The sequence below is a fragment of the Bradyrhizobium sp. UFLA05-112 genome, from assembly GCF_053572325.1.
In genome coordinates this window covers 81,743-103,412 of sequence record NZ_JBANBK010000015.1, presented here as the reverse complement: position 1 = coordinate 103,412, position 21,670 = coordinate 81,743, and the positions used below count along the sequence as shown (strand labels likewise).

The window sequence follows — 21,670 nt, the reverse complement described above, 5'->3', positions numbered from 1 at the left end:
TGCACAACGATCAAGCGCGCTGCACAGCATTTTTCAGGCAGTTTTTTCACGCGCAGTGGAGGCATATCCAAATCCAGTCAGGTCTCCAGTCAACCATGACTGCATAATTGGATGCAAATTGTATGTTGTGATGATTTGTAATGCAGAACGTCGCTTGGCACATTGATTGCAAAAACCTGATCTCGATCCGGGAGGCCCGGACGTGAACAGGAGGTGTCTATGCCAGCAGTGAACATGCCCGCGCGACAGAAGGGCGACTTTCTTGTCGATTACGAAGAGAAGGTTTTCGAGGACATCAAAGCAAAGCCGGGTGAGAAGGCGCTGGTCACCTTCCACACCGTCGCGTTCGAGGGCTCCATCGGTCTCGTCAACATTCTCCAGGCGCTGCGCCTGAAGCGGAAGGGCTTCGAGACCTCGGTTCTGCTTTATGGTCCCGGCGTCACGCTCGGCATTCAGCGTGGCTTCCCGAAGATCGGTGACGAAGCGTTTCCCGGCGCGCAGAACTTCAACAATCAGCTTGCAAAGTTCATGGATGAAGGCGGCAAGGTCTATGCCTGCCGGTTCGCGCTGCAAGCGCTTTACGGCCATGGCGAGCCGTCGCTCATTCCCGGCATCCGTCCGATCAATCCGCTCGATGTGCTCGATCTCATCCTGCTTCATCGCAGGGACGACGCGTTCATGATCCACACCTGGACCGTCTGACCTCGGTTGGCCCACACGACGGACGAGGGAGGAAGCACAGTGACAGCGAAACGTACGGTCCGAGCTGGCGCGATTCAGATCGCGCCGGATCTGGACACGCCGACCGGAACGGTTGACCGGATTCTGGCCGCCATCGCAGAGGCCGCCGGCAAAGGAGTCGAGTTCGCCGTTTTTCCGGAGACGTTCGTTCCCTGGTACCCGTATTTCTCCTTCGTTCGTCCGCCGGTCCTGAGCGGCGCCGAGCATATCCAGCTCTACGACAACGCCGTCGTCGTGCCCGGTCCCGTCACGGATGCGGTGGGACAGGCGGCCAGGCGTCACGGCATGGTGGTGGTGCTCGGCGTCAACGAGCGCGATCACGGTTCGCTCTACAACACCCAGCTCGTGTTCGATGCGAACGGCGCCCTGCTGCTCAAGCGCCGCAAGATCACCCCGACGTTCCACGAGCGCATGATCTGGGGGCAGGGCGATGGCGCGGGGTTGAAGGTGATCGAGACTGCGGTTGGCCGTGTCGGCGCGCTGGCCTGCTGGGAGCACTATAATCCGCTGGCCCGCTACGCGCTGATGGCCCAGCATGAAGAAATCCACGCCGCGCAGTTTCCGGGATCGCTGGTCGGTCAGGTCTTTGCCGACCAGATCGAGGTGACAATCCGGCATCACGCGCTGGAAAGCGGATGCTTCGTCGTCAACGCCACCGGATGGCTGACCGAGGAGCAGATTGCGAAAATCTCGCCCGAGGAAGGCCTGCGCAAAGGCCTCCGCGGCGGCTGCATGACCGCGATCGTATCGCCGGAAGGCAATCATCTGGTGCCGCCGCTAACCAGCGGCGAGGGGATCCTCGTCGCCGATCTCGATCTCGCGCTGATCACCAAGCGCAAACGGATGATGGACTCGGTCGGGCACTACGCCCGGCCGGAGCTTTTGTCGCTGGTGCTGAACGACCGCCCCGCGCGCCCCATGCACGGCCTTCACCCGAACCGCCTCATGCCCATTCCGGGAGACCAATCAGATGAGACCGCAGATGCCGCAACCCAAGGCGATCCCGACCGAGCAGCTGATCAACGAATTGCAGTCCTTCGGAGTCCGGCTCGCTGATCCCAAGACCGGGGCCACCGGCCGCCGCGGCGGTGCCGGGCCGTCGGACCATACGCCGTTCACGATCGACGGCGCGACCGTGATGATTCCGGTCCACAATGCGCCGGCCTTCGAGAGTCCCTATCTCGTCGAGCGGCCGGACGAGGCCGGGCGCAGCCGCATCTCGCGCGACGGCGTGGCGCTCGCAGACGTCTCGTTTCCGCTGCGGCCAAAATTCTACGACCGCGTGACCGAGGACGGCATTCCCTTCTGGAAGATCGCGACGCTGCACGGGCGCGACGTGCTCGCCACGACCGTGCTGCAAACCTGCATTCGTTACCAGAGTCGCACCAAGACCTGCCAGTTCTGCGCCATCGGCCAGTCGCTCGCGGCGGGACGCACGGTCGAGCGCAAGACACCGGCGCAGCTTGCAGAAGTCGCAAAGGTGGCTGTCGAGCTCGACGGTGTTCGCCACATGGTCATGACGACGGGTACGCCACATACGTCCGACCGCGGCGCCGGCATCCTTGCGGAAAGTGCGCAGGCCATAAAAGCCGCCGTTGACCTGCCGATCCAGGCGCAATGCGAGCCGCCGGATGATATCGCCTGGTTCCAGCGCATGAAGGATGCAGGCGTCGACGCGCTCGGCATGCATCTGGAAGTCATCGGGCCTGACGTGCGCCAGAGGATCATGCCGGGCAAGGCGCAGGTGTCGATCGAGGCCTATATGGACGCTTTCGCTGCTGCCGTCCCGGTCTTCGGGCGCGGCCAGGTCTCGACCTACATCCTCGCCGGGCTTGGCGATGAGCCTTCTGAAATTCTCGCGCTATCGCGCCGGCTCATCGATATCGGCGTCTATCCCTTCGTCGTCCCGTTCGTGCCGATCGCCGGCACGCCGCTGGAGAGCCATCCGACGCCGTCTCCGGCGTTCATGCACGAGATCCTGCGCCCGCTCGCCGAAATGCTGCGCGTGGGCGGTTTGCGCGCAATCGACATCAAGGCAGGCTGCGGCAAATGCGGAGCCTGCTCGGCACTATCAACCTATGAGCGCGGAGCAAGCGCATGATATTCGAGCCGTTCAAACCGTTCATCGCACCCGAATTCCAGGTCAAGTTCGTAACCGAAACCTGGGAGCTCGCTGCCGCTACCGCTTTGCGGCGCAAGGTCTTCTGCGAAGAGCAGCACGTCTTTTCAGGCGATGATCGCGACCCGGTCGACGACGTCGCCATTCCGCTCGTCGCCGTGTCACTGCTTGGTGTGGTCGAGGATGATGTCGTCGGCACCGTGCGCATTCACGCCGACGAACACGAAGCGGATGTCTGGTGGGGCTCCCGGCTTGCCGTCGAAAAGAACTATCGCCGGCTCAGTGCCGTCGGGGCTGGCCTGATCCGGCTCGCCGTCTCCTCTGCGCACGCGCGTGGCTGCCGGCGCTTCCTTGCGAATGTGCAGAGCCAGAACGCGCTTTTGTTCCAGCACATGCACTGGCATTCGCTGGGCGAATTCGAGCTCCATGGCCGGCCGCACCATCGGATGGAAGCCGACCTCGATCACTATCCGCCGTTCCGGACGCCCGAGACCGGCTTCCTGTCGCTTGCAAGACTGGCGGCCTGATCATGCTGACGGATGCCGCACTCAAAAGTCTTGCCGAAAGGCTCCGCCGAAGTCGCGGCATCGCGGCGAAGGCCGACATTGCGGCCGTCGCGGCCGCGCTCGATCTGTCGGGCAGCGACGCCATCGCGGTGGGTGATGACTGTGCGGCCATCCCGGATGGCGACGGCTACACTCTGTTCGCCATCGAAGGCTTCATGAACGAATTCGTTGCCGCCGATCCCTGGTTCGCCGGCTGGTGCGGCGCCATGGTCAACATTTCCGACGTCGCCGCGATGGGCGGACGGCCGACCGCGATCGTCAACGCGATCTGGTCCAATGGTGCGGACAAGGCAGCGCCCATTCTCGAAGGATTGAAGGCCGCCGCAAAAACCTTTGGCGTACCCGTCATCGGCGGGCACACCAATGTGCGCAGCAGCCAAAGTCAGTTTGCCGTCGCAATTCTCGGCCGTGCCAAAAGGGTTCTCACCAGCTTCGACGCTCGGGCCGGTGACAAGCTCATCGCGGCGATCGATCTGCGCGGCCGTTATCGCGAGCCATTCGCGAATTGGGAAGCTGCGACCGACGCGCCCGCGGAGCGGCTCCGCGGCGATCTGGAAATCCTTCCGTCCATCGCCGAGTCCGGGCTCGCGCTCGCCGCCAAGGACATCAGCCAGGGCGGTATCGTCGGGACCGCGGCGATGCTCGCCGAGTGCTCGCAGGTCGCCATCACGCTGGATGTTGATGCGATTCCGATTCCCGCCGGTGCACCGCTCGAACGCTGGCTGCTGACGTTCCCCAGCTTCGGCTATCTCCTGTCGGTGAAGCCCGAATACGTCGATGAGACGATCTCGCGCTTTCAGCGACGCGGCATCGCGGCAGCGGACATCGGGGAGGTTGCTGCTGGAGCGACCGTCGACATTCACACGGCTTCCGGCCGCGCAACGGTCTGGGATTTTTCGGAGCAGCCGCTGATCGGCTGTGCGCCTCGCCAGAGCAGCCCGCAACGGAGCGTGGCATGAGTGGCGGTTCGTCCCAGCTTCGCATCGCGATCCTCACGCACTCGATCAATCCACGGGGTGGCGTGGTCCACGCGCTCGCGCTTGCGGACGCTCTGGCGCAGCTCGGCCATAGGCCGGTCGTGCACGCACCCGACCCCACAGGCAGAGGCTTCTTCCGCCGCACCGTCGCCTCGACGTGCTCAGTGCCTGCATCGCCCGTCTCGGGCGACGTCGTTGCGATGGTCGAAACGCGCATTGCGGACTATGTCAGGCATTTCGAGGATTTGGCGCATCGGCAGTATGACGTCTTCCACGCCCAGGACGGCATCTCCGGCAATGCGCTCGCGACGCTGAAGCAGCGCGGCCTGATCCGGCGCTATGTGCGTACGGTCCATCACATCGATGCGTTCGGGGACGAACGGCTCTGCGAGCTCGACCGTCGCTCGATCGTCCGCGCCGACGGCCTGTTCGTCGTCAGCCGATTTTGGCAGGAGCAACTGAAGACAGAGATGTCCCGTACGGCGACGCTGGTCGGCAACGGTGTCGACACGGTGTGCTATTCGGCCGCGTCGGCATCCGCCGACGAGGTGCTGCGCGCCCGGCTCGGCCTTCGCGGAGCCCCGATCCTGCTCTCGATCGGCGGCGTCGAGCAGCGCAAGAATACGCTCGGCATTCTCGATGCCTTCCGGCAGGTGCACGCCGTGCACCGGTCCGCGCAGGTCGTCATCGCGGGCGGCGCTTCGCTTCTCGACCATGGCCTCTACCGGCAACAGTTCAAGTCACGGCTGCGGGATGCCGGATTGCCGGCGGACGCCGTGATCGAGACCGGCCCCTTGATGGATGCCGAAATGCCGTCGCTCTATCGCCTTGCCGATGCGTTGGTGTTTCCGTCCTTGCGCGAAGGCTTTGGCCTGGCGGTGCTGGAAGCGATGGCCAGCGGCGTGCCGGCGGTGGTGTCGCACATTGAGCCATTCACGGAATATCTTGGCCCCGACGACGTCGCCTGGTGCGATCCGCATCACGCGGGCTCGATCGCGGACGCTGTCCTCAGTGCGCTCACGGACCCCCTTCGCTCGCGTCTGATCGCGAACGGCACCAGACTCGTCCGGCGTCATGACTGGAGCCGTACCGCCAAGGCTCACGTGCCGACCTATCAGGACATGTGCGAGGTGCACTATGCCTGAGATGCACTTCAACGTGCGTTGGCCCGATGCGCGAATTGAGGCCTGCTATTCGCCCTCGCTCGTCATCAAGGATCATTTCGTCCCGGGCGCGACCTATACGCTCGCCGAATTCCGCGAGCGCAGCCGCACCGCGCTGACCATCGCGGCTGAGCGCGTCCGCGAGAGGTACGGCTTTCTCTGCTCGCGCGCGCTCGGGCAGCTGGCCCACATCGAAGCAATGGCAACCCGGTTCGAGGCCACGCCCGGAGCGTCCGTCACCATCGTCTCGTTCGAAGAATAGCAGGAGCTGATCATGTCTGACCTTCATACTCACTATCCGGTCGTCGTGATCGGCGGCGGCCAGGCCGGCCTTGCGATGAGCGCGCAGCTCAAGAAGCACGGCATCGGGCATGTCGTGTTGGAGAAGAACACCATCGCCCATTCCTGGAAGACGCAGCGCTGGGACGCGTTCTGCCTCGTGACGCCGAACTGGCAGTGCCAGCTTCCCGGCTTTCCTTACACCGGCAAGGATCCGCACGGTTTCATGCTGCGCGACGAGATCGTCTCCTATATCGAGGATTTTGCGAAACACATCGGTGCGCCGATCCGCGAAGGTGTCGCCGTCACGCGGCTGAGGCAGGCAGGTCGCGGATTCAGGCTCGAGACGAACGCCGGCGAGATCGCCGCTGACCACGTCGTGCTGGCCGTCAGCGGCTATCACATCCCGAAAGTGCCGCCGTTTGCGCAGCGCCTCGATCCAGCTATCACGCAGATCCATTCATCGGCCTACCGCAAACCGGTTCAGTTGCCACCGGGCGAGATCCTCGTGGTGGGAAGCGGGCAATCGGGCTGTCAGATCGCCGAAGACCTGCATCTGGGCGGCCGCAAGGTGCATCTGGCCGTCGGCAGCGCGCCGCGATGCCCGCGCTTCTATCGCGGCCGCGATGCGGTCGACTGGCTTGACGATCTCGGCCAGTATAACCTGCCGGTCGATCAGCATTCGCTCAAAGACGGGGTTCGCAAGAACGCCAACCACTATTTGACCGGACGGGACGGGGGCCGCGACATCGACCTGCGCAAATTCGCCCTCGAGGGTATGAAGCTCTACGGTCGTCTCGGGGACGGCCACGGGACATCCTTGCAGCTTGGCGATGATCTTCAGGCCAATCTCGACAATGCCGATCGGGTGTACAATGGCATCTGCCGACTGATCGACGAACACATCGCCAAGAATAAAATCGCGGCGCCTGTGACGCCTCACTATGAACCCGTGTGGTCTCCCATTGCGGCGCCGACGGAGCTCGATCTCGCAGAGAGCGGCATCACCAGCATCATCTGGACGACCGGCTTCCGGTCCGATTGGTCGTGGGTCGACCTGCCGATGTTCGATGGCACCGGTTATCCAACCCACAAGCGAGGCATCACGTCGGTCGACGGCGCCTATGTCATCGGATTGCCATGGCTCCACACCTGGGGCTCGGGCCGGTTTGTCGGCGTCGGACGAGATGCAGAGTTTGTTGCGGACCACATCAAAGAGCGCGCGAGCGCTCCGCACGCCGACGCGCATCAAGCCGGCAGACACGATGCCTCGCACTATGCAGCGCGAGTAGCCGTGTAACACCGCTCGCGCGAATGGCGGCCACAAGCCGTCGCGGACAGCCTGAACAGCGAGGAGAACAGCCTTCTCCCTGCAACCCCAAGCTACGTCTGATCCCACGGCCCGATGATGGCATCATGCCCCTTTGCCCGACGTGTCAAATGATTTCGCAAAATCGTAAATCATCACGCCGTTCGCCACCGGCTACTTTGCATGGGGTTGTTTTCGATATTTTTTTGTGTGGTTGCGCCGAGCTTCGCGGCACTCCCTAAACTGCCGCGCGCGTGTTGAGATAGATCGAGTAGAGCGAAGTCTGGCCGCAGATGTAGAGCCGGTTGCGGCGCGGGCCGCCGAAGCACACGTTGGCGACGATTTCACCGACCGGAACCGTGCCGATATGCGTGCCATCAGGCGCGTAACAGAACACGCTGCGGCCTGCCGACGTCCAGATATTGCCGTGGATGTCGCAGCGGAAGCCGTCGTAGAGACCCTCCTGACAGGTGGCGAACAGTGTGGCGTCTCCGGACGTCTGCTGTCCCTCCACCTTGTAGGACCAGATCGTCGCGGGCAGCCCGGGGACATGCGTGGCGCCGGTGTCGGCGACGTAGAGCCGCGTCTCGTCGGGCGAGAAGGCCAGTCCGTTGGGTTGCACCCGGTCGGACACGACGCGCGTGATGGCGCCGGTGCTGCCGTCGATCCGGTAGACGTTGCTGGCGCCGATCTCGGACGGGCTCTGCTGCCCCTCGTAGTCGCTGTCGATGCCGTAGGTCGGATCGGAGAACCAGATCGAGTCGTCGGACTTGACCACGACGTCGTTGGGCGAGTTGAGCCGGCGGCCATCGAACTGGTCGGCCAGCACGGTGACCGAGCCGTCGTGCTCGGTGCGGGTGACGCGCCTCATGAAATGCTCGCAGCTGACCAGCCGTCCCTGGCGATCGGTCGTATTGCCGTTGGAGTTGAAGCTGGGCGAGCGGAACACCGACACCGATGCATCGGTCTCGTCAAACCGCATCATCCGGTTGTTGGGAATGTCGGACCAGACGAGGTAGCGACCGGCCGGGAAATAGGCTGGGCCTTCGGCCCAGCGGCAGCCAGTGAAAAGCTTTTCGATATTGACATGACCGATGACGAGCCGCTCGAACCGCGGGTCGTGGGTGACATAGGGGAGCATGGGTCCTCCGCGATGATAACTTGGGACGCGCCTAGTCGTCGGGCGCGTCCCCTAGCCATAGCGCACTGCGCGCCGCAGGTTCTGAGACGCCTGCGTGCTGTTGACGGTCACTCTGATCGACCCTGCGAAATTTGCAAGTGGCGCTTCATCGGAGCAACGTGCTGAGAAAAGAATGCAAATGCCCGGGACGAGCCCGGGCATGACGTGTTTGAGTGGGTACAGCCGTTACTGCGACAGTTTCACGAAGTTGGGAAACTTGAGCTTCCCTTCCGCGATCTTCTGCGGCCAGACCGTGATCTGCTTGCCGTCCTGCCACTGGAAGACCAGGCCGGTCACCGCACCGGGGCCCGACTTGATGCCGTGGGTGAACTCGTCGCTCTTGCCATAGAACTGGATGCGACCGATCGTGCCCTCGAAGTCGGTCTTCTCCAGCTCGGCAACCATCTTGTCCGGATCGGTCGAGCCGGCGCGCTTGATTGCATCCGTGATGATGTAGACCTCGTCATAGGCGGTATAGCCGGTATAGGCCGGCGGCGTGCCGAACTTGGCCTTGAAGGCCGCCGCGAACGGTTTCGTCCTCGGCGTCACCGCGACGTCGGGCGTTGCGACCGCCAGCGATGGCACGCCGTCGGCCGCGCCGTTGGTGTCATTCCAGAAGGTCGGGCTCAAGGCCTGCGCGCTGATGCCGAACATCGGGATCGGCACCTGCTGGTTCTTCCACTGCACCGTCGGCTGCACGCCGACATGCGAGATGCCGGTCACGATCACGTCCGGCTTCTTGCTCTCCATGTTGTTGAAGATCGGCGTGAAGTCGGTGGTGTCAGGCGAGAAGCGTACATGCTCGACGACCTTCAGGCCGGCCTTGGGCAGACAGGCTTCGTAACCGACGTCGAGCGGCTTGGTCCAGGCAGCATCCTCGCTCATGATCGCGACCGTCTTGAACTTGAGCTGGTCGACGAGCAGATCCTTTGCGGCATCACAGACGAGCTGCGCCTGCGCGGCAGAGGTCAGGTAGCCGTGGAATGTATATTTGTTCTTGTCGTAGTCATTATGGATCGCCTTGGTGATCTCGTTCGACGCAGCGCCCGGCGTGATCAACGGCATCTTCAGCCGTGCCGCCCACGGCTCGAGCGCCAGCACGACCTCGCTGATATAGCTTGCGATCACCGCGGAAACCTTGTCCTCGCTCACCGCACGCTGGAACGCGCGGACGGAATCGGCCGAAGAGCTCTTGTTGTCGTAGGTGACGATCTCGATCTTGCGGCCGAGCACACCGCCCTTGGCATTTATCTCGTCAGCGGCGATCTGCGCGCCGCCCGGCGTCGCCGCACCCGCGATCGACTGTACCTCGGCGATGACGCCGATCTTGATGGGATCATTGGACTGCGCATAAGCGGGCGCTGCGAGGCACAGCGCCAGCGCAGAAGCGAGAAGGAGGGCATTGCTCGGACACGTCGGTAGTCGCATGGTCGTCTCCCTTTGCTTGTTACCGTTATGGCAATCGTCACAGATATCCGGCGCCGGCTTCCGCCGCGAACCGTCCAGGATCTCCTTCCCAGACAATCCGCGCATGCTCGAGCACATAGACGCGGTCGGCGTGGGGAAGGGCGAAGGTCACGTTCTGCTCGCCGAGCAGCACGGTGATCGACGTGGTCTGCCGCAGCTTCTCCAGTGCCTTGGACAATTGCTCGAGGATGACGGGCGCGAGCCCCAGGGTCGGCTCGTCCAGGATCAGGATTTGCGGCTGCATCATCAGCGCGCGGCCGATCGCGAGCATCTGCTGCTCGCCGCCGGAGAGCGTCTGCGCCAACTGGCCCTGGCGTTCTTTCAGAATCGGGAACAGCTCGAAAAGCCACGCAAGCTGCGCCGCGCGAGCCTCGTCGGTGAGATGCTGGCCGCCGAGATCGAGGTTTTCCCGCACCGTCATCTCGCCGAATAGCTCGCGCGATTCCGGGCACTGCACGAGCCCGCTGCGCGCGATTTTTGCCGCGCTCGTGCCACGCAGCTTTTCCCCGCTGCGCAGGATCTCGCCGTCATAGGGCAGGAAGCCGGAGATTGTGTTGAACAGCGTGGTCTTGCCGGCGCCGTTCAGGCCGACGATGGAGACGAACTCGCCCTCGTGGACGTGGATCGAGACGTTCTCCAGCGCCTGCGCCTTGCCATAATGAACGCTGACGTTTTCCACCTGCAGCAGCGGCACCTTGTCCTTGAAGGTGGTCTCGGGCCGCGCATGGGTCTCGATGGCGCCGCCGAGATAGACCCGCCGCACGGTCTCGTTCTTCATCACCTCGTCGGCCTTGCCGGTGACGATCTCCTCGCCGAGATACATCGCGAGCACGCGGTCGACGAGCGCGGCGACGCCCTTGACGTTGTGATCCACCAGCATCACCGCGCGGCCTTCAGCGCGAAAGCTGCGGATCAGGTTGGAGAAGACGTCGACCTCGGCCCGCGTCAGCCCGGCGAAGGGCTCGTCGACCAGCACCACCTTCGGGTCGCGGGCGATCGCCTTGGCAAGCTCGAGCCGGCGCAGATCGGCAAAAGGCAGCGTCGGCGGCCGGCGATTCATCACGGCGCCAAGTCCGACGCGGTCGGCGATCCATTTGGCCCGCTCAACCAGCGCCTTGTCCGGAAACAGCATGAACAGGCTGTCCGGCAACAACGCGACCATGATGTTCTCCAGCACGGTCTGCCGGTTCAGCGGCCGCGAGTGCTGGAACACCATGCCAAAGCCCTTGCGCGCGATCTTGTGCGCGGGAAGGCCGGCGACGTTCGCGCCTTCGAAGATCACTTCGCCCGCGCTCGGGCGCTCGATGCCCATCACGCTCTTCATCGCGGTGGACTTGCCCGAACCGTTTGGCCCGATCAGGCCAAAAATCTCGCCGCCACGCAGGTCGAAGCTGAGATTCTTCACGGCCGTCAGACCGCCGAACCGCTTGGTCAGGCCACGAACGGCGAGAACGGATGTGGTGGTGACGGTCTGATCCATTATGAACGCGCCTCGCGTGACAGGGCCGCTCCGAGGAAACCGCCGGGGAAGAAAAGCACCACAAGCAGCGCGACTGCCGAGACGATGAAGGTCGCGAGCTCGCCAGTCGGCCTCAAGAACTCGCCCGCGACGATCAGGAAGATCGCGCCTAATGCCGCGCCGAGCACGGTGCGCCGGCCGCCGAGCACGGCCGAGACGATGACATTGACGCCGACCGCGACGTCGACCACGGTGCCGACCGAGGCCGTGCCGAAATAGAACACCAGCAGCGCGCCTGACAGTCCCGAGAAAAACGCGCTGACGACGAACGCGGCCAGCTTGTGCTTGACGATGTTGAAGCCGAGGGCGCCGGCCTGCACCGGGTCCTGGCCACTTGCCTGCAGCACGAGCCCGATCGGCGATTGCGACAGCCCGTAGAGGATCGCCGCCGAGATCGTCATGAAGCCGAGCGCGATCCAGTAATTGGCGCCCGCGTCGATGGTGATGACATCGGGAATGGTCAGCCCGATCTCGCCGCCGGTGAGATCGGCGAATACCACGATGAAGTTCTGGAGCATGAGCACCGCAACCAGCGTCGTCAGGCCGAAATACGGACCCCGCACCCTGAGGGCCGGCAGCGCCAGTACGAGGCCGGCGATGACGGAGGCGAGCGCGCCGAGCACGATGCAGAGATAGACCGACCAGCCGAACTGGTTGTTGAGAATGCCGGCGGTGTAGGCGCCGACGCCGATTAGGAACGTCGGTCCGAAGTTGACCTCGCCAGCGAAGCCGAACAACAGGTCCCAGGCCATCGCGAAGACGCCGAAATAGAACGCGACGGTGAGTAGCCCGAGCACATAGCCGGAGACGTAGAGCGGCAGCGTTGCTGCGATCAGGACGAGCGCGAGCGAAACGAAGAACAGGCGTGAGGTGAAAAATCCGGACATCTCAGCGCCTCCCCAGAAGGCCCTGGGGCCGGATGTACATGACGACCACCAAAAGCAGAAGGGCCGGAATGGTGCGATAGGCGGGCGAGACCAGATAGGCCGTGATGGTTTCGAGATAGCCGACCACGAATGCCGCGATCAGCGACCCGGAGACGCTGCCGAGGCCGCCGAGCACGACGATCGAGAACGCGCTCGCCGTCAGCGGCCCGACGCTGTAGGAACTGACTCCCAAGAACATCCCGAGCAGCACGCCGGCGATCCCGGCGAGGATGCCGTAGATCGCCCACACGACGATGTAGATGTTGGTGAGCTCGAGGCCGAGCAGGGTGACGCCGCGCGGATTCATCGATGCGGCCAGCACCGCCTTGCCGGTGCGGGTGCGGTTCACCAGCAGCCACAGGAGCGCGATGACGAGGCAGCACACCACCGCGGTGAAGATCTCGTTGCGCGGCGTGCGCACACCGAGAATGTCGACGACGCCCTCGACGATCGGCAGCACGGTCTTGGCGTTGTTGGTGAAGAAATAGGCGATCAGCTCCTGGATCATGATGCCCCAGAGCAGCGTGCCGGTGAGTACGAAGATCTCCTTTTCCTCATTGGGGATGCGGCGGGAATCCTGGATTGGCTTCACCACTGCGAAGTAGGTGGCGAAGGCGGTGACGAGAGCGACGGCCACGCCGATCAGGGCGCCGAAATAGGTGTCGACATGCAGGATGCTGGCGGCGGCCCAGGCCGCCACTGCTGCGGCCACCATGATGGCCCCGTGGGAGAGGTTGAGCACGCCGGAGACGCCGAAGATCAGCGTGAATCCGGTGGCTCCGAGAGCGTAGAGGGCGCTGATGGCGAAGCCATCGATCAGAATCTGGAATGCTCGCATCTATGACTGGCAATCTGATCTACGAGAGGCAGTCTCACTGCCTCTTTGGAGAGAAGGTGCTGCGTACGCCGCATGTGAAAGCTCCCGGGAGGTGGCCCGGGAGCAGTTCCGACTAGTTGGTCGTGAGCTTGATGAAACTCGGGAACTTGACGTCGGTCTTGGCGACGTCCTTCGGCCAGACCGCAATCTGCTTGCCGTCCTGCCATTGCAGCATCAGGCCGGTGATCAGGCCCTTGCCATATTTGATGGAGTGGGTGAACGGATCGTCCTTGCCATAGAACTGGACGCGGCCGATGGTGCCTTCCCAATCGGTCTTCTCCAGCGCGTCGACCAGCTTGTCGGCATCGGTCGAGCCCGCCCGTTTCACGGCGTCGGCGATGTAGTAGACCTCGTCATAGGCGGTGTAGCCGGCATAGGACGGATAGTTGCCGTACTTCTTCCGGAAACCGTCCGCGAACGGCACCGACTTCGGTGTCACCGCCACGCCGGGGCCGGAGACGCCCTGGTAGAGCACGCCCTCGGCGGCCTGGTTGGTGTCCTTGCCGAATGTCTCGTTGGTCGCCTGCGAGGAGATGCCGAACATTGGAATCGGCACCTGCTGGTTCTTCCACTGCACCGTCGGCTGTACGCCGACATGCGAGATGCCGGTGATGATCACGTCGGGCTTGGCGCTCTCGATCTTGTTGAAGATCGGCGTGAAGTCCGTGGTATCGGGCGAGAAGCGGATGTGGTCGAGCACCTTCAGCCCGATCTTGGGCAGGCACTCTTCGTAGCCGACGTCGAGCGGCTTGGTCCAGGCGGCGTCCTCGCTCATGATGACCGCCGACTTCATGTGCATCTTGTCGACCAACAGGTCCTTGGCGGCGTCGCAGACCGAGAGCGCCAGGGCAGCCGAGGTCAGATAGCCGTGGAAGGTGTACTTGTTCTTCTCGTAGTCGGCGTGAACGCTCTTGCTGATCTCGTTGGAGGCGGCACCCGGCGTGACGAACGGCGTCTTCAGGCGCGAAGCCCAGGGCTCCAGCGCCAGCACCACTTCGCTGATATAGCTTGCGATGACGGCGTTGACCTTGTCCTCGTTGACCGCGCGCTGGAATGCGCGCACCGAGTCCGCGGATGAGGAGTGGTTGTCGTAGGAGATGATCTCGATCTTGCGGCCGTCTACGCCACCCTTGGCATTGATCTCGTCGGCGGCAAGCTGCGCAGCCTGCGGGATCGACGCGCCGGCGATCGCCTGCGCTTCCGCGATCACACCGATCTTGATGGGATCTGCTGCAAGTGCCGCGCCTGATCCGGTCATCAGCACGCCGAATGCTGCCGCACCGAGGAATATCCGCAATGCACCAGGGAGTATGTTATTCATTCTGTTTCTCTCCTCTTAAACAAGCCTCTTTTGAGCTATTGGGCGCGACTATAACGGCGACGACAATCTCGGCAAGTGAAACTGCATTCAGGATTGTGAGAGCCGGACTAAAGTCTAGCGCTGCGCAAATAGAGTGCACCACGATCGTTGCAGTCATGCAGAATCCGCTGGCGGGCATGCGTTCGCGTCCGCCATGCGCCGGTGTGCCCGCGACGCGACAACGAGCGATCGACGCGAAGGCGGTCGCCTGGCTGACATCGTCGGGATAACGTCGCGCTGCGCAGGAAGGTCCTATTGATGGCTCAACTCGTTCAATGCCGCCTCGTCAACGAGCCATTCGCCGATCCCGGAGTGCTGGTCGATTTCAGGTTCGGGCGGCGCGCCATGTTGTTCGACCTTGGCGATCTATCTTCCCTGGCCAATCGGGAATTGCTGCGCATCAGCAACGTCTTCGTCAGCCATCGTCACATGGATCACTTTGCCGGCTTCGATCAGTTGCTGCGGGTCAGGCATCATCAGCCGGGCCGTTTGCGCGTGATCGGGCCGCCTGGTCTCGTCGCGGGCATCGCCGGCAAGCTGGCCTCGTATAGCTGGAATCTGCTGAACGAGGAGTCGCCGGATTTCGAGGTCGCCGCGGCCGAATTCTGCGACGGCCGGCTCGGCGACTGGGTAGGCTTCTCTGCGAGGCGGCAGTTTCGTAGCGCGCCGATTGAAGCGCCATCCGTTGCGCCGGGTCTGGTGTTTGCGGACGGCGATCTACGGATCGAGGCGACAACCCTCGATCACGGGATTCCCTGCCTTGGGTTTGCGTTGCAGGAAACCCTGCGCGTCAATGTCTGGACAGCCGGCCTCGCCGAACTCGGCCTTCAGGTCGGTCCGTGGCTCAATGCGGCCAAGAGCGCGGTGCGGATGGGCGCGCAGCCGGACACGTTGATCGTGGTCGATAGCGGCCAGACGATCCGGCTCGGCGAGCTGACCCGGCACGCGCTCAAGCTCGCGCCCGGGCAGCGCGTCGCCTACGTGACCGACGCCGCCTTCACTCCGGCCAACGCGGAGAAGATCGTCGCGCTCGCGCGCGGCGCCGATCACCTGTTCATCGAGGCAGCCTTCGCCGGCGACGACGCGCAACTCGCATCTGTGCGCCGTCACCTGACGGCGGCGCAGGCCGGCTACCTCGCACGCGAGGCGGGCGTGAAGCGGATGACCACGTTTCATTATTCTCCGCGCTATCTGGAGACGCCGGACCGGCTGCGAGATGAGGCGGAGGCCGCTTTCTCCGGCCAATCTGTGCCGGCCTGAGCATCTAGCGATCAACGTGCTTGCAGCAGCGAGGGATCGAGCGGTCGAAGCCGGGCGGGATCGAACGCCATCAGATCGACGCTGCGCGTTGCGCCCTCAGTCATCAATTCTGCCATCGCTTCGCCGGTTGCGGGCGCATTGAGGATGCCCCAGACATTATGTCCGGTCGCAACGTAGAGTCCCTCGCTGTTCGGCACGCCACCGATCAGCGGCAGGCCGTCCTGCGTGACCGGACGGAAGCAGGCCTGCCGGGTAATGATCCTCTCACTGCGAAACAGCGGTGACAACCGTTCAGCGATCGCTTGCAGGCGATCGATCGCATCCTGATCCGGCGTTACGGCCGCGGGGTCAACCGGTAGCGGCGCGACGTCAGAGAACGCTGTGATCAGGGTGCTGCCGTCCGCGCGCGGAAAAACCTCGATCGATATTGTGCTGCCGTTTTGCTCATACTCCAGGAATAATGCATCGGCCGGAACGTCCGTGCCGGTGTCGTACACGATGCTTGGACTTCGCTGCCCGTACACGGCGGGCAGTCGCATCCATTGGGTCGCCAGCAGCGACCATGGTCCCATGGCGATGACAACGGCATCCGCCTCGACGACGCCGCCATCGATCTCGACGCCCTTCACGGTCGTTCCGCCCGCATCGCGCGCGACGCCGTTGACACGTCCCCGGCGCAGCTCGGCGCCTTGCGCGAGCGCCGCGTTCATCATCGCCGAGGTGAATTTGCGCGGATGAACGATGGCCGTCGTATCCGTCGTGCCGAGCCGGTGCGCGATGACGACGCCGTTGGACAGCCAGCCGAGCGCGGATGGTGCGTCACGCTGCGCGTCATCGCTGGCAACGAAGCCGCCATAGGCGGTCATGCGGCGGTAGGCCCAATCGCCTGTGATCTCGTGCGGTAGTTGCGCGTGGAGCGCAAAGCTGCGCCGCACCAGCGCATCGAGCGGCGTTCCGGCGCACCAGTCGAGCGCGAGGAATCCCCCGGCCTTGCCGGATGCCGCGGCGGCTACTTCGGTCCGCTCGACGACGACGACTTCGGCGCCGCGGCGGCTGAGGAAATAGGCGGCGCAGGCGCCGATCACGCCGCCGCCGCAGATGACAACGCGCATGGTGTCTTTCCCTGGCAATCCCGTCACGCACCAAGGCGACTATCAAAACAATTCGGCGCCGGCGGGGCACGCCGGCGCCTCGTCGTGATCCGGCTCGCGCTGTCTCAGCCCGGCCCGGCGCCTTGCGTCGCTGTGTACACGGCGTAGAGCGACTGGCTCGCGGCCATGAACAGGCGGTTGCGCTTGGGGCCGCCAAAGCACACGTTGCCGCACACCTCCGGCAGGCGGATGCGGCCGAGCAGTTTGCCTTCCGGCGACCACACCGTCACGCCGCTATAGCCGACGGCGCGGCCGGCGTTGCTGGAGGCCCAGACATTGCCATTGACGTCACAGCGCACGCCGTCCGGCCCGCACTTCACGCCGTCGATCGTGAAGTCGCTGAACAGCTTTTGATTGGAGAGCTTGTTGTCGCTGCCGACGTCGAAGACGTGCACGTCGCCCTTGCCACCGGCGCCCGTATCGCCTGGACCCTTGCCGGTCGAGACGACGTAGAGCTTCTTGAAGTCGGGCGAGAAGCAGAGACCGTTGGGATCGGGCACCTGGTCCTCGCTGACCACGAGGTCGATGCGGCCACTGGGGTCGATGCGATAGCAATTGGTCGGCAGCTCGCGCTTGCCCGGCGCGAAGCCGGCCGGCTGGCCGATCCGCGGATTGAGCTTGCCGGCGGCGTTGCTCGGACCGCCCGGACCATCCGGCTCGCCCTCATAGAGCTGGCCGCCATAGGGGGGGTCGGTGAACCAGTAGCTGCCGTCGGGATGCGCGACGATGTCGTTCGGCGAGTTCAGCTTCTTGCCCTGATAGGAGTCGGCGAGCACCGTGGCGGTACCGTCATGCTCGTAGCGGGTGACGCGACGGGTCAGATGCTCGCAGGAGAGCTGGCGGCCCTGGAAGTCGAAGGAGTTGCCGTTGCTGTAGTTGGACGGCGTGCGGAATACGCTGACATGACCATCATCCTCGCTCCAGCGCATCTGCCGGTTGTTGGGAATGTCGCTCCACAGGAGGTAGCGGCCTTGCGAGTTCCACGCCGGCCCTTCGGCCCAGAGCAGTCCGGTATGAAGCCGCTTGATCGCCGTGTTCGGTTGCGCGAGGTCGTTGAAGGACGGATCGACCGCGATGATGTCGGGGTCCCAGAAATAGGTGGTCGGCGCGCCACGCGAGCTGAAGTCACGGGGCGGATTTGTGATCGTCGTCGGCGGTGCCGCCGGCGCGTTCTGCGCCAGTGCGGCGCCGGCACCCGTCATCGTTGCGCCTGCAGCGATCGCAAGGCCTTGGACGAGTGATCGTCGTGAAAGCGTGGTGTCTGGATCGCGCTGCTCGGAATCGCACAGTTGGCGTGTCATCGCTTCCTCCGGGTGGGGGTTCCGCCGGCCGGTTGATTCCGGCCGAGCGGCCGCAGGTTAGTCCGACCGGCCTCGAGTTACGAGTGCGGCCGTTCTCCTTCATGATCAACGGGCGTGAAATGCAGCATGACATTGATGCGAACGATTTTCGTCGGTGAATTCGCACCGTCGGCGAGACATTTGTGCACCGGTAGGCACGCGAGAGAGCGAGTAAGCCTTATTGACGTGTTGGTTCCGGGAAATACCGACCTCAAGAAAAAATCAAGCGCTTCTAAAGCCAAAAATACATGAACGGCCAGTCTCTTGGGACGGTTCTATCGACTAACGACAGAGATCGCTCCTTTGGCAGTTCAGCATCCAGGGCGCGAGAGAACTGGGATCAATACCCCTGTCGGTCCCCTAGCCACGGCGGACCTTGGAAGTCCAAGTGCAAATTAAGACCACTGGATGGCCTGTTCCGTACAGCTTGGTCGTAGCGGTGGTCGCCATGAAACGAAGGGACTTTATTCGGCTTGTCGCCGGCGCAGTAGCTTGTCCTGCGATTGCGCGCGCGCAAGAGGCACGGAAGGTCTATCGCATCCTCTGGATCTCCACGGGCTCCGAACCGGATCCGTTCCTGGACGGTTTTCGCGAGGGGCTGGGCGCCCTGGGTTATGTCGAAGGCAAGAACGTCACCCTCGAGAAGCACTATGGAACTCCTTCGGCTCTGCGCCAGATCATTTCGCAACTGAGACGCGGTGAGGTCGACCTTGCGGTTTCCAGTGGCCCGGCAACGCGTGCCATGGCTACCGTCAAGGACATCCCCATCCTGTTTGCTCTCAGCGGCGACCCGGTGGCTTTGGGGGTGGTCAAAAGCCTGGCGCAACCTGGCACCAATTTCACCGGCAGCACGTTCCTCTCGCTTGAGCTAGCGGGAAAGCGCGTTGAGCTGCTCAAGGATATCTATCCCAGAATTCGCAGGCTCGCCGTTCTCTCGAACACGGACCATCCGGGGGAACCCTCGGAGTGGCGCGCGACCCAACAGACATGCGCAGGGCTGGACATCCTGCCGGTCTATATTCCCTTCTCCGGCGCGCGCGAGCTTAACAATGCGCTCGAGGTTGCGGCTGGCTCGGAAGCCGACGCCATCCTCGTGTTTCCCGATGTTGTGACAATGGTTGATCGGACGACACTCGCGGAGTTCGCGCTGGCGCAGCGGCTCCCTTCGATGTTCGGCTGGTCCGAGTATTGCGAGGCCGGCGGACTTTTGAGTTACGGCGCCAACCAGCGCGCGACCTATCGGTGGCTTGCAAATTACGCCGACCGGATCCTGCGCGGCGAAGATCCTGCCGTTCTTCCCGTCATCCGGCCCGAAAAGTTCGAACTGGTGATCAATCTGAAGACGGCTCGGCACCTTGGCGTAGAGCTGGATACATCTTCAATCCTGTTTCGCGCCAACAAGGTGATTGCCTGAGATCGCTATGTCAAAATTCGTTGCACAATCTTCGTTGACTGTCCGTGGCGACGCGAAGCGGCCGCACCGCTCTCTGTTTTGCAAGTACTTCGCGACCCTGTTCGTGGCAGCCGTCGTGCCTCTCATCCTTGGGGCGGTGATCGAAGCATCGTTCGGCTATCGCGACCAGCGCCGCCATATCAGCGAGGTTCTGCAGGCCGAGGCTCGTGGTGCGGCGGGCAGGATAGAGGCCTTCACGGATGAAATAAGCGATCAATTGGGCTGGGTCGTGCAATTTCCGTGGGCACAGGGAGACGATGACCGGCACAGGATCGACGCGTTGCGTCTGTTGCAGCAGGTGCCGGCAATCGTCTCCGTCTCGCTGCTCGACGAGAGCGGGACCGAGCGCGTTTTTGTGTCCAGGCTGCGTTTAAACAAGACCGGCCGAGGGATCGACCTATCCGCGGATCCCGCAGTGATCGGCGCGCGCGCCAACAAGCTCTGGTACGGTCCCATCCAGTATCAGCACGAGTCCGAGCCATATATGAGGATCGCGGTCGCCGGAAACCTTCCGGCCGCTGGGGTTGCCATCGCCGAGGTCAACCTGAAGCTGATCTGGGACGTTATTGCCGCGATAAGGATCGGTCAGACCGGCTATGCCATGATCGTCGACGATTCCGGGCAGCTGATCGCCCATCCAGACATCAGCCTGGTCCTGCGCGGCCGTGCCGGTTCCGTTGATTTCGGCCGGATCAAGCAGCTCGTTGGCACCACGAGTAGTGGTGCCGTCATCTCGGGAGACAAAGGTAATCCCGTCGTCGCACTCTCGGTGCATGCACCCGATATCGGCTGGACGGTGATTGCGATGCAGCCGGTCCTGGAGGCATTCGCACCGATCCGCGCGGCATTGTGGCGCTCGTCGCTTCTGATTGCGTTCGGTGTGCTGATCGCGCTCGCGCTGGCCTACTGGCGGGCCCACCGGATGTCCGGTCCGATCAAGCAATTGGAGGAGGGCGTCGAGCGGATCGGTACCGGACATTTCGACCACCGCATTGGGATTTCCAGTCGTGACGAATTGGAGCAATTGGCGGTCCGTTTCAACGAGATGGCGTCGGAGCTGGCGATCTCGCAGCAGAAATCCGTCCGCATAGACCGGCTGAAGCAATTTCTTGCGCCCCAAGTTGCCGAACTCGTCGAACATTCCGCCGAACTGCTCGAAGGACAGCGGCGTGAAGTCGTCGTGGTTTTCGGTGACTTGCGTGGCTTCACGGCATTCGCCGCGCGCGCCGAACCGGACGTCATCATGGCCGTCCTGCGCGAATACTATGCGGCAGTGGGAGCTGTCACGACTCGCCACGAGGCCACGTTGATCCGCTTCGCCGGAGACGGTGTGATGCTTCTCGTCAACGCGCCGGTTGCCTGCGACAAGCCCGCAAACCACGCTGTTCAGCTCGCGATCGATCTGCAGGTCGCGGTGCAGTCGATTGCCGGAAAATGGTGCGCCGCCGGTCACGCGATTGGCTTCGGCGTCGGTATCGCAATGGGAACGGCGACGGTCGGAACCGTCGGCTATGAGGGACGGCTCGACTACACGGCCCTCGGCAATGTCGTCAACCTGGCGTCTCGGCTATGCGGGCTGGCAAAAGATACGCAAATCCTGACCGACACAGCCGTCGCAGAAAAAGTCAGGGATGCCATCACCCTTGTCTCGATCGGCAAGCAAACTATCAAGGGCTACGATCAGCCCATGGAGATGTTTGCCGTTGCCCAGGGCAATATGCCCTTGGCGCGTCCGGATTCCAGGCCGCGCCCACTTGAAATCGAAGCCTTGTGAGACCGGCGTCTTCGACACAGCGAGGCCGCGCAGGCGGTCGGAGTGAGCGATGTGTTGTTGCATCGTCGCTCTCGCCGCTCCGTCCCACTTTCCCACGCCCGTCGTCGATCCGCTGACGACAGAGCGTTCGCAGGAAACGCCGACGAATTCGGAGTTGAATTCTCGCGTGACGTGCGCTCGTGCGCGTTGACACACGGCGACAAAGTCAT

The 21,670-nt window shown here is 63.3% G+C and carries 19 protein-coding genes; 11 read left to right on the top strand and 8 right to left on the bottom strand.

The window, feature by feature from the left end; all coding sequences use genetic code 11:
* Positions 1–219 precede the first annotated feature (219 nt).
* Genes SO180_RS11805 through SO180_RS11770 form a run of 8 tightly spaced genes read left to right on the top strand, consistent with a single transcriptional unit; the run spans position 220 to position 7,145 of the window.
* Positions 220–702 carry an MSMEG_0572/Sll0783 family nitrogen starvation response protein gene (locus SO180_RS11805; RefSeq protein ID WP_449378983.1) on the top strand — a complete coding sequence of 161 codons (483 nt, stop codon included), beginning with the start codon at positions 220–222 and terminating at the stop codon, positions 700–702.
* A gap of 39 nt (positions 703–741) precedes the next feature.
* The gene (locus tag SO180_RS11800) at positions 742–1,797 is read left to right on the top strand and encodes a Nit6803 family nitrilase (RefSeq protein ID WP_449378982.1); all 1,056 of its coding nucleotides are present in this window, start codon (positions 742–744) and stop codon (positions 1,795–1,797) included.
* Entirely contained in the window at positions 1,712–2,842 is a 1,131-nt protein-coding gene (locus tag SO180_RS11795; RefSeq protein WP_449378981.1) for an MSMEG_0568 family radical SAM protein, read from the top strand. Before SO180_RS11800 ends, SO180_RS11795 begins: the two co-directional genes overlap by 86 nt.
* Entirely contained in the window at positions 2,839–3,387 is a 549-nt protein-coding gene (locus tag SO180_RS11790) for an MSMEG_0567/Sll0786 family nitrogen starvation N-acetyltransferase (RefSeq protein ID WP_449378980.1), read from the top strand. Before SO180_RS11795 ends, SO180_RS11790 begins: the two co-directional genes overlap by 4 nt.
* Positions 3,388–3,389: 2 nt before the next feature.
* Positions 3,390–4,385, top strand: a complete 996-nt coding sequence (locus SO180_RS11785; protein WP_449378979.1) for a sll0787 family AIR synthase-like protein — start codon at positions 3,390–3,392, stop codon at positions 4,383–4,385.
* Positions 4,382–5,548, top strand: a complete 1,167-nt coding sequence (locus SO180_RS11780; protein ID WP_449378978.1) for an MSMEG_0565 family glycosyltransferase — start codon at positions 4,382–4,384, stop codon at positions 5,546–5,548. Before SO180_RS11785 ends, SO180_RS11780 begins: the two co-directional genes overlap by 4 nt.
* A complete protein-coding gene (locus SO180_RS11775; protein WP_449378977.1) occupies positions 5,541–5,828 on the top strand; it encodes an MSMEG_0570 family nitrogen starvation response protein in 288 nt (95 codons plus the stop codon). Before SO180_RS11780 ends, SO180_RS11775 begins: the two co-directional genes overlap by 8 nt.
* A 12-nt stretch (positions 5,829–5,840) precedes the next feature.
* Complete coding sequence (locus tag SO180_RS11770) at positions 5,841–7,145, top strand: MSMEG_0569 family flavin-dependent oxidoreductase (protein ID WP_449378976.1); 1,305 nt, start codon at positions 5,841–5,843, stop codon at positions 7,143–7,145.
* 247 nt (positions 7,146–7,392) lie between these two features.
* Here the strand turns inward: SO180_RS11770 and SO180_RS11765 are convergent, their stop codons facing one another.
* From SO180_RS11765 to SO180_RS11740, 6 genes are all read right to left on the bottom strand, one after another.
* Positions 7,393–8,295 (bottom strand): SMP-30/gluconolactonase/LRE family protein, encoded by a 903-nt coding sequence (locus SO180_RS11765; RefSeq protein ID WP_449378975.1) that lies wholly within the window; start codon positions 8,293–8,295, stop codon positions 7,393–7,395.
* Positions 8,296–8,520: 225 nt separating this feature from the next.
* A complete protein-coding gene (locus SO180_RS11760; RefSeq protein WP_449378974.1) occupies positions 8,521–9,762 on the bottom strand; it encodes an ABC transporter substrate-binding protein in 1,242 nt (413 codons plus the stop codon).
* 37 nt (positions 9,763–9,799) lie between these two features.
* Positions 9,800–11,281, bottom strand: a complete 1,482-nt coding sequence (locus tag SO180_RS11755) for an ATP-binding cassette domain-containing protein (RefSeq protein ID WP_449378973.1) — start codon at positions 11,279–11,281, stop codon at positions 9,800–9,802.
* Positions 11,281–12,207 carry a branched-chain amino acid ABC transporter permease gene (locus SO180_RS11750; RefSeq protein WP_449378972.1) on the bottom strand — a complete coding sequence of 309 codons (927 nt, stop codon included), beginning with the start codon at positions 12,205–12,207 and terminating at the stop codon, positions 11,281–11,283. The genes SO180_RS11755 and SO180_RS11750 overlap by 1 nt, the downstream gene beginning before the upstream one ends.
* A 1-nt stretch (position 12,208) precedes the next feature.
* The gene (locus SO180_RS11745; RefSeq protein WP_449378971.1) at positions 12,209–13,084 is read right to left on the bottom strand and encodes a branched-chain amino acid ABC transporter permease; all 876 of its coding nucleotides are present in this window, start codon (positions 13,082–13,084) and stop codon (positions 12,209–12,211) included.
* A 112-nt stretch (positions 13,085–13,196) separates the two neighbouring features.
* A complete protein-coding gene (locus SO180_RS11740) occupies positions 13,197–14,381 on the bottom strand; it encodes an ABC transporter substrate-binding protein (protein WP_449379010.1) in 1,185 nt (394 codons plus the stop codon).
* Between the two features lie 360 nt (positions 14,382–14,741).
* Here SO180_RS11740 and SO180_RS11735 point away from each other — a divergent pair, with 360 nt between their 5' ends.
* Positions 14,742–15,743, top strand: a complete 1,002-nt coding sequence (locus tag SO180_RS11735; RefSeq protein ID WP_449378970.1) for a ribonuclease Z — start codon at positions 14,742–14,744, stop codon at positions 15,741–15,743.
* Between the two features lie 11 nt (positions 15,744–15,754).
* Here the strand turns inward: SO180_RS11735 and SO180_RS11730 are convergent, their stop codons facing one another.
* Positions 15,755–16,855 (bottom strand): NAD(P)/FAD-dependent oxidoreductase, encoded by a 1,101-nt coding sequence (locus tag SO180_RS11730; protein ID WP_449378969.1) that lies wholly within the window; start codon positions 16,853–16,855, stop codon positions 15,755–15,757.
* Positions 16,856–16,959: 104 nt separating this feature from the next.
* Positions 16,960–18,195: an SMP-30/gluconolactonase/LRE family protein gene (locus SO180_RS11725; protein WP_449378968.1), complete on the bottom strand. Its 1,236-nt coding sequence runs from the start codon at positions 18,193–18,195 to the stop codon at positions 16,960–16,962.
* 487 nt (positions 18,196–18,682) lie between these two features.
* On the opposite strand from SO180_RS11725, the gene SO180_RS11720 reads away from it, so the two are divergent.
* Together SO180_RS11720 and SO180_RS11715 are read left to right on the top strand one after the other, a co-directional pair.
* Entirely contained in the window at positions 18,683–19,648 is a 966-nt protein-coding gene (locus tag SO180_RS11720) for an ABC transporter substrate-binding protein (RefSeq protein ID WP_449378967.1), read from the top strand.
* Between the two features lie 7 nt (positions 19,649–19,655).
* Positions 19,656–21,461: an adenylate/guanylate cyclase domain-containing protein gene (locus tag SO180_RS11715; protein ID WP_449378966.1), complete on the top strand. Its 1,806-nt coding sequence runs from the start codon at positions 19,656–19,658 to the stop codon at positions 21,459–21,461.
* Positions 21,462–21,670: the final 209 nt, after the last annotated feature.

Coding starts and splice junctions, on each gene's coding strand:
- SO180_RS11805 (WP_449378983.1), top strand. CDS start 220: ATGCCAGCAGTGAACATGCCCGCGCGACAGAAGGGCGACTTTCTTGTC.
- SO180_RS11795 (WP_449378981.1), top strand. CDS start 1,712: ATGAGACCGCAGATGCCGCAACCCAAGGCGATCCCGACCGAGCAGCTG.
- SO180_RS11790 (WP_449378980.1), top strand. CDS start 2,839: ATGATATTCGAGCCGTTCAAACCGTTCATCGCACCCGAATTCCAGGTC.
- SO180_RS11785 (WP_449378979.1), top strand. CDS start 3,390: ATGCTGACGGATGCCGCACTCAAAAGTCTTGCCGAAAGGCTCCGCCGA.
- SO180_RS11780 (WP_449378978.1), top strand. CDS start 4,382: ATGAGTGGCGGTTCGTCCCAGCTTCGCATCGCGATCCTCACGCACTCG.
- SO180_RS11775 (WP_449378977.1), top strand. CDS start 5,541: ATGCCTGAGATGCACTTCAACGTGCGTTGGCCCGATGCGCGAATTGAG.
- SO180_RS11770 (WP_449378976.1), top strand. CDS start 5,841: ATGTCTGACCTTCATACTCACTATCCGGTCGTCGTGATCGGCGGCGGC.
- SO180_RS11765 (WP_449378975.1), bottom strand. CDS start 8,295: ATGCTCCCCTATGTCACCCACGACCCGCGGTTCGAGCGGCTCGTCATC.
- SO180_RS11760 (WP_449378974.1), bottom strand. CDS start 9,762: ATGCGACTACCGACGTGTCCGAGCAATGCCCTCCTTCTCGCTTCTGCG.
- SO180_RS11755 (WP_449378973.1), bottom strand. CDS start 11,281: ATGGATCAGACCGTCACCACCACATCCGTTCTCGCCGTTCGTGGCCTG.
- SO180_RS11750 (WP_449378972.1), bottom strand. CDS start 12,207: ATGTCCGGATTTTTCACCTCACGCCTGTTCTTCGTTTCGCTCGCGCTC.
- SO180_RS11745 (WP_449378971.1), bottom strand. CDS start 13,084: ATGCGAGCATTCCAGATTCTGATCGATGGCTTCGCCATCAGCGCCCTC.
- SO180_RS11740 (WP_449379010.1), bottom strand. CDS start 14,381: ATGACCGGATCAGGCGCGGCACTTGCAGCAGATCCCATCAAGATCGGT.
- SO180_RS11735 (WP_449378970.1), top strand. CDS start 14,742: ATGGCTCAACTCGTTCAATGCCGCCTCGTCAACGAGCCATTCGCCGAT.
- SO180_RS11730 (WP_449378969.1), bottom strand. CDS start 16,855: ATGCGCGTTGTCATCTGCGGCGGCGGCGTGATCGGCGCCTGCGCCGCC.
- SO180_RS11725 (WP_449378968.1), bottom strand. CDS start 18,195: ATGACACGCCAACTGTGCGATTCCGAGCAGCGCGATCCAGACACCACG.
- SO180_RS11720 (WP_449378967.1), top strand. CDS start 18,683: ATGAAACGAAGGGACTTTATTCGGCTTGTCGCCGGCGCAGTAGCTTGT.
- SO180_RS11715 (WP_449378966.1), top strand. CDS start 19,656: ATGTCAAAATTCGTTGCACAATCTTCGTTGACTGTCCGTGGCGACGCG.